The organism is Phenylobacterium sp. (assembly GCF_030697305.1).
Lineage (GTDB): Bacteria > Pseudomonadota > Alphaproteobacteria > Caulobacterales > Caulobacteraceae > Phenylobacterium.
Genome location: NZ_JAUYQL010000069.1, coordinates 1 through 17,352, shown reverse-complemented (window position 1 = coordinate 17,352; position 17,352 = coordinate 1). Strand labels below are relative to the sequence as shown.

Genomic DNA, 17,352 nt, shown 5'->3' with positions numbered 1-17,352 from the left:
GCCCTGCTGCGCCGCTCCGCCGGCCACGCCGCGCCCAGCCTCGCGCTGGGCGGCCTGCGCCTCGACCCCCGCGCGGCCCGCGCCTCGGTGAACGGTGAGCCTCTGCGTCTGACCTCGCTCGAATACCGCCTGCTGCACTATCTGATGATGCACCAGGGCCGTGTGATCAGCCGCACCGAGCTGGTCGAGCACCTGTACGACCAGGACTTCGACCGCGACTCCAACACCATCGAGGTGTTCATCGGCCGGCTGCGCAAAAAGATCGGTCCCGACCGCATCGAGACCGCCCGTGGTCTGGGCTATCGGCTGATCTGCCCCGACGACGAGATGGGGGACGAGGCGGCGCGATCGTGAACCTGGAGGCCCTGCGCCGTCCGTCCCTGGTCCGCCGCCTGGTGATCCTGGCGGCCGGCTGGAGCCTGGCGGTGCTGCTGGTCTCGGCCCTGGTGCTGGCGCTGCTGTTCCAGCAGGCGGCGCTGCGCCGTTTCGACCAGGGGCTGGCGGAACTGATCGACAACCTGTTGGCGGGCGCCACGGTGGGCGACCGCGGCGAGGTGATCGCGCCCGCGCTCACCGACCTGCGCGCGCTGCGGGCCTACTCCGGCAAGTACTGGCAGATCGGCGAACCCGCCGGTCAGGGGCGCATCCGCGTCCTGGTGCGCTCGCGCTCCCTCTGGGACAGCGAACTGCCGACGCCGGCCAAGGTCGTCGAGACCATGGCGGCCCAGCCCGGCAAGCCTGCGCCTTACGACATCCGCGGCCCGTTGGGCGAGCCGCTGCGCGCCATGGCCTCCCAGGCCCGGTTGCCAGGACGCGCGGCGCCGGTGGTGTTCGTCGCCGCCGAGGACCGCACGCCGGTCAACCGCGACATCCGCAACTTCATCGCCGCAACCGCGATCGCCTTCATCCTGTTGGGCGTGGGCCTGGTCGCCGCCGTGGTGCTGCAGGTCCGCGTCGGCCTGCGCCCGCTGTTCGCCCTGCGGCGTGAGGTCGCATCCGTGCGCCGCGGCCAGGCCGAGCGGCTGCAGCGGACCTATCCCAGCGAACTGCTGCCGCTGGCCGACGAGCTGAACGCCCTGATGGCCCACAACCAGGAGGTCGTGGAGCGCCAGCGCACCCATGTCGGCAACCTGGCCCACGCGCTGAAGACGCCGCTTTCGGTGATCGTCACTGAGGCCGCCCAGCGACCCGGGCCGCTCAGCGAGGTGGTGTCGCGCCAGGCCGAAACCATGCGCCAGCAGGTGGACCACCATCTGCGACGCGCCCGCGCCGCCGCCCGCTCGCAAGGGTCCGGAGAGCGGACCTCGGTGGCTGACGTCCTCGACGAACTGGCCCGCACCCTGGACCGCATCCACCGCGACAAGGGCGTGGCCATTGACTGGGACGCCCCCGACGACCTGTGGTTCCAAGGCGAACGCCAGGACCTGCTGGAGATCGCCGGCAACGCCATGGAGAACGCCTGCAAGTGGTGCAAAGGGCGAGTGCGCGTGCGCGCCGCCGCATCGGGGCCCACCACGCTGCGCCTGCTGATTGAGGACGACGGCAAGGGGCTGCCCCCCGATCGTCGCGACGAGGTGGTGCGGCGGGGCGCTCGTTTGGACGAGGATGCGCCTGGATCAGGGCTCGGCCTGTCGATCATCGACGAGTTGGCGCGAGCCTACGGCGGCGCACTTACCCTGGGCGATACAACGATGGGCGGGTTGGCGGTGGAGTTGACTCTGCCGCGCGCCGACGCCTGATCCGCGCCCCGGCGACCCGCGTTCTCGCGAAAACCTTAGGCTTTGGAAAACCTTAACCGACGTCAGTGATTGTGTCGGGGCGGAAACTCCGCACGGAACACTTCCATGCCTGGCTTGTCCGCGCACAAGATCGCGATTGTCCGCACCCTGGTCGAGTCCTCGCCCGACAAGGTGGTTGGCGCGTTGCAGGCCGCGCTCGCGAGCACCGACCTCGACAGCGACCTGGGCGGCGTTCGCCGGCTGGTGGAGCACGAGGCCCAGGACCGCCGGCTCCGCAATGTCGTGCTGCAGCCGGTCGCGGCGCTGTTCTTGGGCGACGGACGCGCTACGGACCGCCTGACCTTTCCAACGCGCGCGCTGGCGCTGATCTGGCGCGGCCTGAAGCAGGACGCGCCGAACGAGATGGCGATCGCGGTCGCCGCCGCCGTCGAGATGCGCGCCGATGAGCCCGATCCGGGCGTCTTCGACATTCTTGCCGCGCGCGCCGCGGACGGCCTGCGTCGCCGCGAACAACGTGACTTCCGCGCGGCGGCCGAAGTCTGCGACCTGGCGCGACCGGGCGGCGCGGATCTGCTCTGCAGTTGCCTGGACCTGGGCCCTATCGGACGCGCGGCGACGCGGCGCCTGGGCGAATGGATCAGCCGCACCAGCGACGAGAACACCGCCGCGGCGCGCCTGGCCTACAAGGACGCCGTCGACGTCGCCGAGGACGCCGGGCCGCGATTCTTCGAGATGCTGGCCGGCCAGCTCGCCAGTCCCTGGATGGTGTTGCGGATCATCTCCGCGGTCATGGATCGTCCGCATGAGACCTATCTGGCGCAGTCGGAATGCGCCGGTTTCGCGCTTAGGGTGATGGACGACATCGATCTTGGTCTGGTCGCCATCGCCAAGCTGGACGTCGACGGCGGCCCGCGCGCTGGTCTCGCGGCCGCCAAGGTGGTCGAGGACGTCACGCTGCGTATCAGCGAGCTGGAACAGACCATCGAACTGGCGCGCGCCGGACCATGGGGCTCCAGGCTCGCCAAGCAGAAGCAGGCATTGGCCGCCTGTGTCGAAGACCGGTTGCGCGCCGCGGAAAAAGCGGCCGGCGACGCGCTGCCGACACAGGGCGCGAAGATCGCGCGGCTGTTCAAGCAGGTGCCGCGCTTGGACATCCCTCTAGATCCCAGCGCGTTCACCCGCGCCATGACGTTGCTCACCTTCACCCATCAGATCCGCTCGAGCGCCAACTACGGCGGCTTCGCCTCGGCGCGCACCAAGCTCTGCGAGAAGCTGGGCGAGACGATCGATCACTATGTCGAAGAGGTCCTCGACCGTCTGCGCGAGGGCGAGGTCGCAGATCCTGGTCTCGCCCGCGCCCGCCTGGAGGCCGCCGCCGAGTTCAGCGCCCTGATCCGAGACCCCAAGGCCGCCGAGATCATCCGCCGGCGCATGCTCGCCGCCTGCGTCGAGTCGCATCCCGAACCCGAGGCCTGACCGCAGGTCAGGCTCGCGCTGACGACCGCTTTCGGCTACACGCGCGCCCATGATCGCTTTCTGGGCCGTCGCAGGCGTCATGTCCGCCGCCGCTGCGGTGATCATCCTGCATCGCGCCGCCGCCGCCTCGCGCGCGCAGCTCGTCGATCCCACGCTCGGACTCTACCGCCGCCAGCTCGGGGAGATCGACGAACTCGCCGAACGTGGACTGCTGTCGGACGCCGAACGCCGCGGCGCCCATGCCGAGGCCGCGCGCCGCCTATTGGCGGCCGCCGACGCCGGGTCCGCACCCTGGGTCGCGGCGGGAGGGCGCAGGCCGATCCTGATCGCCGCCATTGCGGCGCCGTTGGCGGCGGCGGGCCTGTATCTGGCCGTCGGCGATCTGGGCGCTCGCGATCAACCATACGTTCAGCGGCTCGCCGCTTGGCGCGACGCCGATCCCGAATCGCTCGCCCCGCCTCAGATGGCCGCAGTGCTGCGCGCGCTCGCCGCCGAGCGCCCGCGCGACCCCGACACCTTGCGTTATCTGGCGATGGCGGAGGCGGCTTCGCAGGATATCAACGCCGCCACGGTCGCGCTTCGCCGCGCGGTCGCGGTCGCGCCAGAGCGCGGCGACCTCTGGGACATGCTGGGCGAGGCGCTGACCGCCCAGGCGGACGGCGCGGCCACGCCCGACGCCGTCGCGGCGTTTCGCGAGGGCCTGAAACGAAACCCCCGCTCGATGAGCGCCCGGTTCCATCTCGCCCGCGCAAGCATCGAGGCCGGCGACCGCGAAAGCGGCGTCCGCATGTGGCGCGAGTTGCTGGCGGACATGGGGCCGGACGACGGCCGGCGGCGTGCGCTGCAGGCGGCGATCTATGAGGCCGAGCACGGGCGCACGCCCGCCGCGGCCGATGACCCAACGCGCGCGGCGATCCGCGGCATGGTCTCTGGCCTCGCTGAGCGGCTGCGCGTCGCCCCGGACGACCCGCCCGGCTGGGTCAGGCTGGTCCGCTCCTACGCCGTGCTTGGCGATGCGACGGCGCGCGACGCCGCGCTGGCGACGGCCCGGGTACGCTACGCCGGCCGGGCGGATGTGCTGCGCGATCTGGACGAGGCCGCGCGAGCGCAACCGATGACCATCACAGCGCCCAGGACCGCCCCGTGAGCTGGCTGCCGAAGTCCCCCAAGGCGCGGCGACGCCTGACCCTGGTGGCCGCGATCGCTCCGGTGTTGGCCCTGGCGGCGGGGCTGACCCTGTGGGGCCTGCGCGACACGATCTCGTTCTTCTACACGCCCTCGCAGGCGCACGCTGCCAAGCCAGCGGCCGGCCGCGCGATCCAGCTCGGCGGGCTGGTGACGGCGGGCAGCGTGGTCAAGCACCCCGACGGGCGCGTCGAATTCACGGTCTCCGACCACGAGGCGTCCGATCGGGTGACCTTCCATGGCGACCTGCCGGACCTGTTCCGCGAAGGCCAGGGGATCGTCGCGGTGGGCGCTTTCCGCGCCGACGGCGTGTTCGAGGCCAAGCAGGTGCTGGCCAAGCACGATGAGCGCTACATGCCGCGCGAGGTCGCCAAGGCGCTCAAGGAGCAGGGCGAGTGGCGCGGTGACGCAGGCCAGGCGCGGAAATGATCATCGAGATCGGCGCCTTCGCACTGTGCCTGGCCCTGGTGCTGTCGCTCGCCCAGACGGGCCTTTCGGGTTCCGCGAGGCTGCGCCGCTCGCAGCCCCTGGCCGCGGCCGGGGAGGGCGCGGCGATCGCCGGCTTCCTGGCGCTCGCGGTGGCCTTCGCAGCCCTGATGCATGCCTTCGTCGTCTCCGACTTCTCGGTCGCCAACGTCGCCGCCAACTCCCACACCGCCAAGCCGCTGCTCTACCGCGTCGCCGGGACCTGGGGCAGTCACGAGGGTTCGATGCTTCTGTGGTGCCTGGCGTTGGCCGGGTATGGGGCGGGGGTGGCGGCGTTCGGGCGCGGCCTGCCGGCAGGCTTGCGGGCGCTGACGCTGGCGACGCAAGGCGCTCTGGGCGTCCTGTTCCTGGCCTACACCGTGTTCGCATCCAACCCGATGGCGCGGCTGGCGCAGCCGCCGGTCGAGGGCCGCTCGCTCAATCCCCTGCTGCAGGATCCGGCGCTGGCCGTTCATCCGCCGTTCCTCTACGCGGGCTACGTGGGCATGTCGGTGGTGTTCTCGCTGGCCGTCGCCGCGCTGATCGAAGGTCGCGTGGACGCGGCCTGGGCGCGCTGGGTGCGACCCTGGACCCTCGCCGCCTGGAGCATGCTGACCATCGGCATCACGCTGGGCGCCTTCTGGGCCTACTACGAGCTCGGCTGGGGCGGGTGGTGGTTCTGGGACCCGGTGGAGAACGCCAGCTTCATGCCGTGGCTGGTGGCCACCGCCCTTCTGCATTCGTCCATCGTCACCGAGAAACGCGGCGCGATCGCCGGCTGGACGGTGTTCTTGGCGCTGGCGGCCTTCACCTTCTCGATGCTGGGCGCCTTCCTGGTCCGATCCGGGGTTCTCACCTCGGTCCACGCCTTCGCCGTCGACCCGACCCGCGGCGTGCTGCTGCTGGCCATATTGGGCGTAGCGTCGGGCGCGGCGTTCGCCCTGTTCGTCTGGCGCGCGCCAGCCCTCACGCCGGGCGGAGTGTTCGCCCCGATCAGCCGCGAGAGCAGCCTGGTGCTCAACAACGTGCTTCTCGCGGCCGCCACCGCCACAGTGCTGCTGGGCACGCTCTATCCGTTGATCCGCGAGGCGGTGAGCGGCGAGGCGATCTCGGTCGGCCCGCCCTACTTCACGCTGACCTTCGTGCCGTTGATGGGCGCGTTACTGCTGCTGCTGCCGGCGGGCCCGCTACTTGCCTGGAAGCGCGGCGACGCGGCTGGAGTGCTTCAGCGATTGTGGGCGGCAGCCCTTATCGCGCTCGCAACAGGGCTCGCAGCCTTCGCGCTCGTCGATCCGCGCCATGCGTTCGGAGCGATAGGGGTGGCGGCCGGCGCCTGGCTGATCGCCGGCGCAGGCGCTGAACTGGCCGAGCGGGTGCGCGCCTTCCGCGTGCCCGCCGCCGAGAGCCTGCGCCGTCTCGTGCGCCTGCCGCGCGGCGCCTGGGGCATGACCCTCGCCCACGCTGGCCTCGGCGTCTTCGTCCTCGGCGCCTGTTTCGAGACCAGTTGGAAGGCCGAGGCCGCGCAGGCCCTGCCGATCGGCGGATCGCTCGACGTCGGCGCCTACCATCTAGTGCTAGAGGACGTGCGCGCGGTCGAAGGGCCCAACTACCTGGCCGAACGCGGCCGTATCCGCGCCACCCGCGGCGAGCGGCTGGTTTGCGAGGCGGCGCCCGAGCGACGGTTCTTCCTCACCGGCGGCCAGACCACCTCGGAGGTGGCGATCTGCCAGCGCGGCGCCAGCCACCTGTATCTGGTGCTGGGCGAGCGTCGGGCGTCGGCGTCGGGCGCATCGGTGTGGCTGGTTCGCGCCTACTGGAATCCCTGGGCGTCGCTGATTTTCTTCGGGCCGGTGATCATGGCTCTGGGCGGCCTCGTATCGCTGTCCGACCGCAGGCTGCGGCTGGCCGTCGGCCGCCGCGCCGAGGCGGCGTCGTGAGGCTCCGCGCGGCCTTCGCCGCGCTCGCCGCCGTGTTCTGCATGGGCGCCGCATCCGACCCCGCCGAGCGGCTGCCGGACCCGGCCCAGGAAGCCCGCGCCCGCGCGATCTTCCCGCAGGTGCGCTGCATGGTCTGCCAGAACGAGTCGATCGACGATTCCGACGCCGAACTCGCCCACGACCTGCGCCGCACGGTGCGCGACCAGGTCGCGGCCGGCGCCAGCGAGGCGCAGGTGAAGGCCTATCTCACCGACCGCTACGGCGAGTTCGTGCTGCTGAAACCGGCGTTCAACTGGGGCAACGCGGCGCTCTGGTCGGCGCCGTTCCTGGCGGCCTTGGGCGGATTGTTGCTGCTGCGAGCGCGCCTGCGGGCTACGCCGCCGAGCCCTCCGCTCACCGACGCCGAACGGGAACGGCTGGCCGCGCTCTCGCAAGACCCGCCCGCATGAAGCGAAAGGCGCGCCTGTTCACGTCTGTCAGACCGCCTGACACCTTTGCGCCAAGATAAGGACGTGAAGAAGCGCGCAGGGTGACCTAAACGTAACTTGAGCGGCGTTGCGCTTCGGTGCATCGCACCTAGGTGTCAGCGCGGGACCGACGTTTCCGTCCGGGCCTGCAGGGATTGAGAACCAGATGACTTCGAAGAAGACCGGTTATGTTTTGGGCGCCCTGGCCGGCGCCGGCGTGATGGCCGCCGCCGTGGCCGGCGCGGGCGTGCTGCAGCCGCAGGACGGCGCCGATCGCGGCGGGCAGTTCATCAAAGCCTCCACAGCGCCCATCTTCGCCCCGCCGCCCGGCGCGCCGATGTCCTTCGCCGACATCTTCGACAAGGTGTCTCCCGCCGTGGTGTCGATCAATGTGACCTCGCGGGTGGACGCCGGCGCGCTGCGCAAGATCCCGGGCTTCGAGAACTTCCCCTTCGACATCGTTCCGCGCCAGGCGCCGGGCGGCGATGAAGAAGAGGGCGAGGGCGAAGACGCCGCGCCCGAGGGCGGCGCGCCCAAGGGTGGATCGCCGGGCGGCTCCACGCGCGGCGGCCAGCCGCGCATGCCGACCCAGCAGTCCTCAGGCTCGGGCTTCTTCATCAGCCAGGACGGCTACATCGTCACCAACAACCACGTGGTCGAGAACGCCGAGACCATCAAGGTCGTGCTCAAGGACGAACGCGAGCTCGAAGCGGTCGTGGTCGGCCGCGACGAAGGCACCGACATCGCCGTGCTCAAGGTCAAGGGCCAGGGCTTCGCCTATGTGAACTTCGAGAACTCGGCCAAGCCGCGCGTCGGCGACTGGGTGATCACCGTCGGCAACCCCTTTGGCCTGGGCGGCACGGCGACCGCCGGCATCATCTCGGCCTACGGGCGCGACATCGGCGAAACCTTCGTCGACTACATCCAGATCGATGCGCCGATCAACCGGGGCAACTCCGGCGGCCCGACCTTCGACATCTATGGCCGGGTGATCGGCGTGAACACGGCGATCTTCTCGCCGTCCGGCGGTTCGGTGGGGATCGGCTTCGCGGTGCCCGCCGACGTCGCCGACGGCATCACCAAGCAACTTATGGCCGGCGGCAAGATCACCCGCGGCTACATCGGCGCGACGATCCAGAACTACACCGCCGAGATGGCAGAGGCCCAGGGCGTGCCGGAACAACGCGGCGCGATCGTCGCCGACCTGGTCGCCGGCGGCCCGTCCCAGCGCGCCGGCCTGCAGCCGGGCGACGTGGTCACCGCGGTCAACGGCCATACGGTGAAGACCTCGTCGGAGCTGACCCGCGAAGTGGCCAAGGCCCGCGCCGGCGACACCCTGAAGCTGGACGTGCTGCGAGACCGCAAGAAGAAGGTGGTCGAGGTGCGCTCCGGCGTGCGCCCGTCCGAGCGCGAGCTGGCGGCCAACGACAACACCGGCCGAACGCCGGGTGCGCGGGGCGGGGCGGAAAGCTCCGTCCAGCTTCCGGCGGTGCTCGGCCTGTCGCTGGCCCCGCTGGATGAGGCGGCCCGCCGCCGCTACAGCGTCGACGCCGACGTGCGCGGCGTGGTCATCGACGGGGTCGAGCAGACCTCCGACGCCGGCCAGAAGGGTCTGCGCCGCGGCGACGTGATCGTGCGCGCCGGCGACCGCGACGTGGCCACCGCGTCGGACTTCGCCAGCGCCGTCGACAGCGCCAAGAAGGCCGGTCGCCAAAGCGTGCTGCTGGGCGTCCACCGCAATGGCCGAACCTCGTTCCTGCCGCTGAAAGTCACCGGCTAGAGTGCTATGCGCATTCTCGTCGTCGAGGACGATCGAGACGCCGCCGACGCCATGGCCCGCGGCCTTTCGGAAGCGGGTCACGTTTGCGTCTGCGCCGCAGACGGCGAAGCGGGGCTGACGGAGGCGCGCGGCGGCGGGTTCGACGTACTGATCGTAGACCGCATGCTGCCGCGCCTCGACGGCGTGGAACTGGTCCAGACGCTACGGCGCGAGGGCGACGCGACGCCGACTCTGTTCCTGTCTGCGCTGGGCGAAATCCATGACCGGGTGGCGGGCTTGAAGGCGGGCGGCGACGACTATCTGGTCAAGCCCTACGCCTTCGCCGAACTGATCGCCCGCGTTGAGGCGTTGTCGCGGCGGCGCGAGACCGGATCGGTGCAGACCCTGCTCAGGGTGGGCGATCTCGAGATGGATCTGATTGGGCGCACGGTGCACCGCCAGGGCCGCGCCATCGACCTGCAGCCGCGCGAGTTCCAGTTACTGGAATACATGATGCGTCACGCCGGCCATTCGGTGACCCGCACCATGCTGCTGGAGAAGGTCTGGGCCTACCACTTCGACCCACAGACCAACGTGATCGACGTGCATGTGTCGCGGCTGCGCGCCAAGATCGACAAGGGGTTTGACCGGCCGATGCTGCAGACGGTGCGCGGCGCCGGCTACCGCCTGGACGCCTGACGCCGTGCGCCTGCCCAGGCTGCTGCGCACCACCCCGTTCAGATTGACCCTGTTGTTCCTGGCCCTCTTCGCGGCCTCGGCGGGCGCGTTCCTCGGCTACATCTATGTCGTCACCGCCGGCGAGGCGACGCGGCGGACCGACCGGGAGATCGCGGAGGAGACGCGCGCACTTTCTGCTGTCTACCGCAGCGCCGGCCGCGGCGGTCTGGTGCGGGAGTTGGCCGCGCGCACCGCCGGCGATCGTCCGTTCGTCTACCTGCTCAGCGATCCGCGCGGCGAGCGTCTGGCCGGCTCGATCGGCCGCTCGCCGGTGGGCGCGGCGGGCGAGGGCGATATCTGGATAGATTTCTCCATTCTCCAGCGAGACACAGGCGGCGCAGTCCCGCATCCGGCGCGCGGGCTGCAGGCGCGGCTGGCGGGCGGCGAGGCGCTGTTCGTCGGCGCCGACGTCAGCGAGGACGACGCCTATGTGCTGAAGATCGTCGGCGCGCTCTGGGGGGCTGGCGCCTTGGTCGTGGTGCTGGGCCTGATCGGCGGCGTGCTGGTCAGCCGCAATGTCAGCCGCAGCGTCGCCGGCCTGAGCGGCGTGGTGGTCGCGGTGCGCAACGGCGATCTGGCGGCGCGCGCGCCAGTGCGCGGATCGGGCGACGAGTTCGACGAACTGGCCGAGGGGCTGAACGACATGCTGGAACGCCTCGAGCGGTCGATGCAGGGCCACCAGCACGCTGGCGACGCCATCGCCCACGATCTGCGAAGTCCCCTGACCCGCATGCGCGCCCAACTGGAGGCCGCCTATCTGGACGTCGCCGCCGGCCGCGGCGACCCAGCCCAGGCCTTGAGCCAGGCGATTGAGGACGCCGACGGCGTGTTGCGCACCTTCGGGGCCGTGCTGTCGATCGCGCGGCTGCAGGCGGCGGGCGCGGCGCCCGATCCGGAACTATTCGACCCCGCCGCGCTGGCCGCCGACGTGGCCGAGCTCTACGCGCCGCTGTGCGAGGACAAGGGCGTGGCCTTCGACGCCGAGCTCGCCCAGGACATCGCCGTGCGCGGCGACCGTGAGTTCCTCGCCCAGGCGCTGGCCAACATCCTCGACAACGCGGTCAAGTACACGCCGGCCGGCGGCGCGATCCGCCTGCGCGTGCGCCGTCGCTCGTCGGGCGAGGTTGAGTTCTCGGTGACCGACACCGGTCCGGGCGTACCCGAACCCGACCGAGAGCGGGTGGTCGAACGCTTCGTGCGCCTGGAGAACAGCCGCAATGCGCCGGGCGCCGGACTGGGCCTCTCCCTGGTCGCCGCCATCGCCCAGGCGCATGGCGGCCGCCTGGAACTGGACGAAGGACCGGGTCGCGTCGGCGCTCACGGGCCAGGGTTGCGGGTCGCCGTCGTCCTGCCGCGCGGGGTTTGAGCGGCGCTTCCGGGCTGGCGTGCTCGCTCGACGCAGGCGATGGTCGCGCCGATGAGCGCGCTCGCCGACCTGATGACGCCCTGCGGCCCTGTGTTCGATGCAAAGGCCGCCCAGCGCCCGCACGAGATCCTGACCGCCGCCAGCCAGGCCGAGGGCTGGGCCGATCGCCTCGATAAGGCGTGGCCGGCGCTCGCCCCGGTGTTTGGGGCCTCGGACTACCTGGCGGGCCTCGCGCGCCGCGAACCGGCCAGGCTGGGCGTGCTGCTCGCCGCCGATCCTGCCGAGCGCCTGGGAACCCTGCTGACGGAGACGGTGCAGGCCGCCGACCTCGACAGCGCCGCCGCGGCGCGCGCGCTTCGCCAGTTGAAGGCCGAGCTGCACCTGCTCACGGCGCTCTGCGACCTGGGCGGAGTGTGGGACTTGGACGCAGTGACTGGCGCCCTGACCCGCTTCGCCGACGCGTCCCTGGGCGCGGCCCTGCGGATCGCGGCGCGCGAGGAGCTCGTCGCAGGCCGCTTGACGCGTCTGGGCCAGGGCGACGAGGGGCCCGTGCCAGGCTGGTTCTGCGTCGCCATGGGCAAGCAGGGGGCGTTCGAGCTCAACTACTCCAGCGACATCGACATCTCGGTCTTCTACGAGCCCGACGCCCTGCCTCTGGCCGATGGCGTCGAGAGCCAGGGCTTCGCCGTGCGCCTGACGCAGCGCGTCGCCGAGCTCATGCAGGCGCGCACCGCCGACGGCTACGTGTTCCGTGTCGACCTGCGCCTGCGCCCCGACCCCTCGTCGACGCCGCCCGCGGTGCCGGTCCCGGCCGCCCTCGACTACTACGAGAGCGTCGGCCAGAACTGGGAGCGCGCGGCCTTCATCAAGGCCAGGGCCTGCGCAGGCGACCTGATCGCAGCCCAGGCGTTCCTGGACGAGCTTCGACCCTTCGTCTGGCGCAAGAACCTCGATTTCGCGGCCATCGCCGATATCCATTCGATCAAGCGTCAGATCCACGTCCACAAGGTGGACGAGCGGATGTCGGCCAAGGGCGTCGACCTGAAACTCGGCCGCGGCGGCATCCGCGAGATCGAGTTCTATGTGCAGACCCAGCAGCTCATCCTGGGCGGCCGCAACCCCGACCTGCGCAACCGCCGCACGCTGGACGCCCTGCGAGCCCTGGTCGACGCCGGGCACGTGACAGCCGCCGCGGGCGTTGAGCTCGCCAAAGCCTATGCCGATCTGAGAGCCGTCGAGCATCGCATCCAGATGGTCGCCGACGAACAGACGCATCGCCTGCCGGAATCCGATCCTGATCGTCGCAAGGTGGCGACCTTGTGGGGTTTCGACCGCCTTCCCAGCTTCGACGCGGCGATCGGCAGGGTGCTGCGCACGGTCAACAATCGCTATGGCGAGCTGTTCCCCGACGAGGAGCAACTGTCGTCGCGTTTCGGCAGCCTGATCTTCACCGGCGTTGATGACGATCCGGAGACTCTGGCGACCCTGGCGCGGATGGGCTTCTCCAACCCTGCCCGCGTGTCCCAGACCATCCGCGGCTGGCACCACGGCCATATCGCGGCCACCCGCACCGAGCGGGGACGCGAGCTGTTCACCCGGTTGGCTCCGCGCCTGCTGGAGGCCGTGCAGGCCACCGGCGCGCCGGACGAGGCCTTCAACCGCTTTTCAGATTTCTTCGGGCGCCTGTCCTCAGGGGTGCAGATCCAGTCGCTGTTCCTCGCCCAGCATCGCCTGTTCGAACTGGTGGTGCAGGTGATGGCCTTCGCGCCGCGCCTGGCGGTGACGCTGGCGCGCCGCCCGGCGGCCGTGGACGCCATGCTGGACGCGGCCTTTTTCCAGCCAATCGACCGCGAAGAGGATCATCATGTCCTGGCCGCCGCCATGGCGCGCGCCGACGGCTTCGAGGCCTCCATGGACGCCGTGCGCCGCGTGCACCGCGAACAGGCGTTCCGGGTCGGCGTGCTGGTGATGAGCGGCGCGGTCAGCGCCGAGGTGGCGGGCCGCGCCTTCGCCGATCTCGCCGACCTCTGCATCGAGGCCCTGGCGCCGGCCGCCCTGGCCGAAGCCGAGCGGCTGGGCGGGGCGTTCCCCGGCCAGGTCGCCGTAGTGGCGCTGGGCAAGTGCGGCTCGCGCGAGATGAGCGCCGGCTCCGATCTCGACCTGATGACCTTCTACCGCGCCGACGCGCCCGCCGCGGCCTCGACCGGGAAGGGGTGGGGAGCGGAGACCTTCTACGGCCGCTTCACCCAAAGGCTGATCGCAGCGCTGTCGACGCCGACGGGCGAAGGCGAGCTCTACGAAGTCGACATGCAGCTGCGCCCTTCGGGCACCGCCGGACCGGTGGCGGTGAGCTATGGCGCGTTCGAAAGCTACTACGAGGGCGAGGCCGAGACCTGGGAGCTGCTGGCCCTGACCCGCGCACGGGTGGTGTGGGCGAGCTCCGAGGCCTTCGCCGCCGAGGCTCAGGCCGCCATCGAGGCCGTACTGCGCCGTCCACGCGACCGGGCGCGCACCGCGGCCGACGTGCGCGACATGCGCAAGCTGCTGGAGGAGGAACGCCCGCCCAAGGGACCGTGGGACCTGAAGCTGTCGCCTGGCGGCCTGGTCGACGTGGAGTTCGCCGCCCAGTACCTGCAGCTCGTCCACGCTGCCGATGGCGGACCGCTGAAGCCCAACACCGCCGAGGCGCTGGCGGCGTTGCGGGAGCTCGGCCTCGCGCCCGCCGCACCGCTGGCAGTGCTGGAACGGGCGTGGAAGCTGCAACAGGACCTGACGCAACTGCTCAAGGTCGCCCTCGGAGACGACCCCGATCCCGACGCCGAGCCCAAGGCGTTCCGCGCCCTGCTGGCGCGGGCCGGCGGCGTACGTGACTTTCGCGGCCTGAAGGCGGCGCTCACCAAGGCGCGCAAGGCTGCCCGGCAGGCCTATGACGCGCTGGTGGCGTCATAGGGCCGGTCTGACGCTCACTTGCGACGAGGGTGTCAGCACTGAAAGTCAGCGCGTTTGGGCAAGCTTGAGCATGATCTGTGGTTTGAAGTCAGGCGGCCGCGCTTCCGGCCACCGCCAGTCCTTCGCGTCCCTGGCGGACCGGTAGGACAAAGCTGACGGTGGTGCCCTCTCCTGGGGCGCTGCTGATGTCCAGCACGCCGCCGTGCATCTCCACCAGCGACTTGGTCAGGGCCAGGCCCAGGCCCGTACCCTGCTGGGTCTTCGAATGCTGGTTCTCGATCTGCTCGAACGGCTTCGCCAGCCGTGCAAGGTCCTCGGCGGCGATGCCGATGCCGGTGTCGCTGACGCTGACCCGCACGCGTTCGCCGAAGGAGTCGCGTGACGTTGCGGCATGGATGCGGATGACCCCGCTGCGCGGCGTGAACTTGATGGCGTTGGACAACAAGTTGAGCAGCACCTGCTTCAGCGCGCGGTAGTCAGCCTCGACCTCGGGCAGATAGGCCAGCTCCATCTCCAGTGTCAGGCCGGCCGATTCAGCGCGGTTGCGGACCAGTCGTATGGCGTCCTCGGCCACCTCTTCCAACGCCAGGGGCTCGAACTTCAGGCTCATCTTGCCGGCCTCGATCTTCGACATGTCGAGGATGTCGTTGATCAGCGCCAACAGGTGCTGGCCGGAGTTCAGGATGTCCTGGGCGTATTCCTTGTACCGGGCGTCGCCCATCGGGCCGTACATCTCGGCGACCATGATCTCGGAGAAGCCGTTCACCGCGTTCAGCGGGGTGCGCAGCTCATGGCTCATGTTGGCCAGGAACTCGCTCTTCGCGCGGTTGGCGGTCTCGGCGCGGATCTTCTCGGCCTCGTACTTGCGGGCGAGTTCGGAGAGCTGCTCCTGGCTGTGCTCCAGCCCGACCACGGCGTGCTGCAGCTGTTCCTCGTTGAGCCGGCGAGCCTCTTCCTGGACCTTGATTGTGGTCACGTCGGCGGCGGTCATCACCAGCCCGCCATCGGCGGTGCGACGCTCCGAGATCTGGATCCAGCGGCCATCGGTGAGTTCGGCCTCGCGCTCGCCCTTGCCCGACGACGCCGGGATCTGGCGCTTGATGGCCAGGTTGGCGATGGCGTTGATCTTCTGGCGCGCCACGCCCGGGCGCAGCATGGCGGCGTCCAGTCCGAACATGCTGCGGTAGTTCTGATTGCACATCAGCAGCGCGCCGCGGCGGTCCCACAGCACGAAGGCCTCCGACACGCTCTCGATGGCGTCGCGCAGGCGGTTCTCGGCGGCCTGGGCGCGGGCCTGGGCGTAGCGTTCCTCGGTGACGTCCAACGCCACGCCGATGATCTGGGCGTAGCCGCCCCCGGGGCGTCGACCGAAGGCCTGGCCGCGCGCGTCGATCCAGGTGGCGCGCCCGCCCTCGGGGTTGGGGATGCGCAGCGATACGTCGAACGCCCCATAGTTCGCGGCGCTGGCCAGAGCGTCCTTGAGCCGCGAACGGTGGTCGGCGGCGACTCGGTCCAGCACCTGCGCGCCTTCGACCACCCCGCCGCCGCCCCAGCCGAAGATCGCACCGGTGACGTCGGACATGAACATGCGGTCGGCGGCCAGGTCCCATTCCCAGATGCCGCAGCGCGCCGCCTCCACCGCCAAGCGGAAGCGCTGTTCGCTGTCGGCGTAGGCGCGTTGCGCCTGCTCGACCCTGCGGCTCTGCATCATCAGCAGCAGGCCCAGCAGGAACGCCACCGCCAGCGGCGCCAGCAGCCACACCAGGCGTTCGGCGGTCGTCGCGGCCTCGGACGGCGCGGCCGCGGCGGCGCTCAGGGCCAGCAAGGCCCCGCCCGCGGCAGGTCGCGCCACCAGGTCGAGCGCGGCGCCGTCGGGCCGTTCGGCGCGCACCGGCCGGTCGTACTTCAGCTCCTCAGGCGCCAAGGCGAAGGCGGCGTTGACGCTTTCGGCGGAGTCGACGCCTCCGGCTCCGGAGGCTGCGATCACGCGCCCGCCGGCGGCGGCCAGAGCCTCGACGCGACGTCCGTCCAGCAGCGCTGACAGCTTCTGCGGATCGCCGACAGCCAGGATCCAGCGGCGACCCTTGGCGGTTGCGACAGGTGTTGCGGCGGCGAGCATCGGGACCTTGTCGCCAGCCACGCCGAACCAGATCTCGCGGTTCGCCCGGGCGGCCTCGCGCGCCGCCGCCGGCCAGTCGACGCCAGGCGGCTTTCCAGTCACTGCGACCAGTTGCTCTTCGCTCAACAGGGCCAGAGCCATCGCCGCGCCGCCGGACGCGGCGAGCCCGGCCTCCAGCGCGTCCATCGGCGCGTCAGGGCGACGGGTCAGAGTCTCGCGGGCCGCGCCCAGCCCTCCGCGCAAGGCGGCGGCTTCGACGTCGACGCGCGCGGCCAACGCCTCGGCGCGACCACCAAGCCCGGCGTTGGTTATGCTCGAAGCCTGGGGCTCGCGCTGGATCCGGGCCACCGCAACAGCGGTGTAGACGGCCAGCAGCAGCAGGGTCGACAGGATAGCGATCCGCGCGAACGACTGCGTCGACGCAGGCCTGGCGTTAGGCGCAAGCCCTACGCCTTTGCGGTCCGGCTTTTGCGCCGCCGCATCTCCCCCCGCGCGTCCGGACAACGCCGCCCTGCCTCCGCGCTGAACCCGAGTCACCCCAACTCAAAGCAGAGTCTACGCGTCAGCTTGGCCCGCGTCACCGGTTCGTAAGGCCAAGATCGCCTGTCAGGCGAGAATTCCGCAAAGTGTGATTCCGAAGACTCGGTCAGGTCTTCACGTGCTCTCGGCGAGCGCGCGGGTGACCAGTTCGTAGACGTTCTTCGACAGCCCTTCGTATCCGGCGATGCGGGTCAATTCGGCGCGCATCAGCGCCCCCAGCTCCGGCAGGTAGCGCCGCCATCCGGCCAGCGGATCGACAAGACGCGCGGCGATCATCGGGTTGAACCCGTCGACCATCAGAATCTGGTCGGCAAGGAAGCGGTAGCCGGCGCCGCTGGGATCGTGGAACGCCGCCGGGTTGCCGGCGCCGAACGTCGCCACCAGGGCGCGCAGGCGATTGGGGTTCTTCGGGTCGAAGGCGGGGTGGGTGGTCAAACCCATCACCCGGCCCAGGGCGCCTTCGCCCTGGTCGCGGGCCTGCAGGGCGAACCACTTGTCGATCACCAGAGGTTCAGCCTTCCAGCGCGCATAGAAGTCGCTGAGCGCTTCGGCGAACGGCTCGCCGCCCGCCAGCATCAGCGCCTGCATCCCGCCCATGGCGTCGGTCATGTT

13 protein-coding genes are annotated in these 17,352 nt (G+C 70.7%); 11 read left to right on the top strand and 2 right to left on the bottom strand.

Annotated elements, in window-relative coordinates; genetic code table 11:
- The 11 genes from Q8R27_RS08230 to Q8R27_RS08180 form a co-directional block, all read left to right on the top strand.
- Positions 1 to 354 (top strand): response regulator transcription factor (locus Q8R27_RS08230; RefSeq protein ID WP_305698559.1); only part of this gene is annotated, 354 nt, incomplete at its 5' end.
- Positions 351 to 1,739: a sensor histidine kinase gene (locus Q8R27_RS08225; protein WP_371134668.1), complete on the top strand. Its 1,389-nt coding sequence runs from the start codon at positions 351 to 353 to the stop codon at positions 1,737 to 1,739. The genes Q8R27_RS08230 and Q8R27_RS08225, both read left to right, overlap by 4 nt.
- A gap of 105 nt (positions 1,740 to 1,844) precedes the next feature.
- On the top strand, positions 1,845 to 3,215 hold the full coding sequence (locus Q8R27_RS08220; protein WP_305698558.1) for a hypothetical protein: 1,371 nt from the start codon (positions 1,845 to 1,847) through the stop codon (positions 3,213 to 3,215).
- A gap of 49 nt (positions 3,216 to 3,264) precedes the next feature.
- Complete coding sequence (ccmI, locus tag Q8R27_RS08215) at positions 3,265 to 4,362, top strand: c-type cytochrome biogenesis protein CcmI (RefSeq protein ID WP_305698557.1); 1,098 nt, start codon at positions 3,265 to 3,267, stop codon at positions 4,360 to 4,362.
- Entirely contained in the window at positions 4,359 to 4,829 is a 471-nt protein-coding gene (gene ccmE, locus Q8R27_RS08210; RefSeq protein WP_305698556.1) for a cytochrome c maturation protein CcmE, read from the top strand. The genes ccmI and ccmE overlap by 4 nt, the downstream gene beginning before the upstream one ends.
- Positions 4,826 to 6,802, top strand: a complete 1,977-nt coding sequence (locus tag Q8R27_RS08205; protein ID WP_305698555.1) for a heme lyase CcmF/NrfE family subunit — start codon at positions 4,826 to 4,828, stop codon at positions 6,800 to 6,802. Before ccmE ends, Q8R27_RS08205 begins: the two co-directional genes overlap by 4 nt.
- Positions 6,799 to 7,251, top strand: coding sequence for a cytochrome c-type biogenesis protein (locus Q8R27_RS08200; RefSeq protein WP_305698554.1), 453 nt, complete (start codon positions 6,799 to 6,801; stop codon positions 7,249 to 7,251). The genes Q8R27_RS08205 and Q8R27_RS08200 overlap by 4 nt, the downstream gene beginning before the upstream one ends.
- A 184-nt stretch (positions 7,252 to 7,435) precedes the next feature.
- Positions 7,436 to 9,049: a Do family serine endopeptidase gene (locus Q8R27_RS08195; RefSeq protein WP_305698553.1), complete on the top strand. Its 1,614-nt coding sequence runs from the start codon at positions 7,436 to 7,438 to the stop codon at positions 9,047 to 9,049.
- Positions 9,050 to 9,055: 6 nt separating this feature from the next.
- Positions 9,056 to 9,727, top strand: a complete 672-nt coding sequence (locus Q8R27_RS08190) for a response regulator transcription factor (protein ID WP_305698552.1) — start codon at positions 9,056 to 9,058, stop codon at positions 9,725 to 9,727.
- A gap of 4 nt (positions 9,728 to 9,731) precedes the next feature.
- Complete coding sequence (locus tag Q8R27_RS08185; RefSeq protein WP_305698551.1) at positions 9,732 to 11,132, top strand: HAMP domain-containing sensor histidine kinase; 1,401 nt, start codon at positions 9,732 to 9,734, stop codon at positions 11,130 to 11,132.
- A gap of 51 nt (positions 11,133 to 11,183) precedes the next feature.
- Positions 11,184 to 14,081 (top strand): bifunctional [glutamine synthetase] adenylyltransferase/[glutamine synthetase]-adenylyl-L-tyrosine phosphorylase, encoded by a 2,898-nt coding sequence (locus Q8R27_RS08180; protein WP_371134667.1) that lies wholly within the window; start codon positions 11,184 to 11,186, stop codon positions 14,079 to 14,081.
- Positions 14,082 to 14,169: 88 nt separating this feature from the next.
- Here the strand turns inward: Q8R27_RS08180 and Q8R27_RS08175 are convergent, their stop codons facing one another.
- Both Q8R27_RS08175 and Q8R27_RS08170 read right to left on the bottom strand, forming a co-directional pair.
- A complete protein-coding gene (locus tag Q8R27_RS08175; protein WP_305698549.1) occupies positions 14,170 to 16,704 on the bottom strand; it encodes an ATP-binding protein in 2,535 nt (844 codons plus the stop codon).
- Between the two features lie 150 nt (positions 16,705 to 16,854).
- On the bottom strand, positions 16,855 to 17,352 hold a 498-nt coding region (locus Q8R27_RS08170; protein WP_305698548.1), incomplete at its 5' end, for an aminopeptidase N C-terminal domain-containing protein.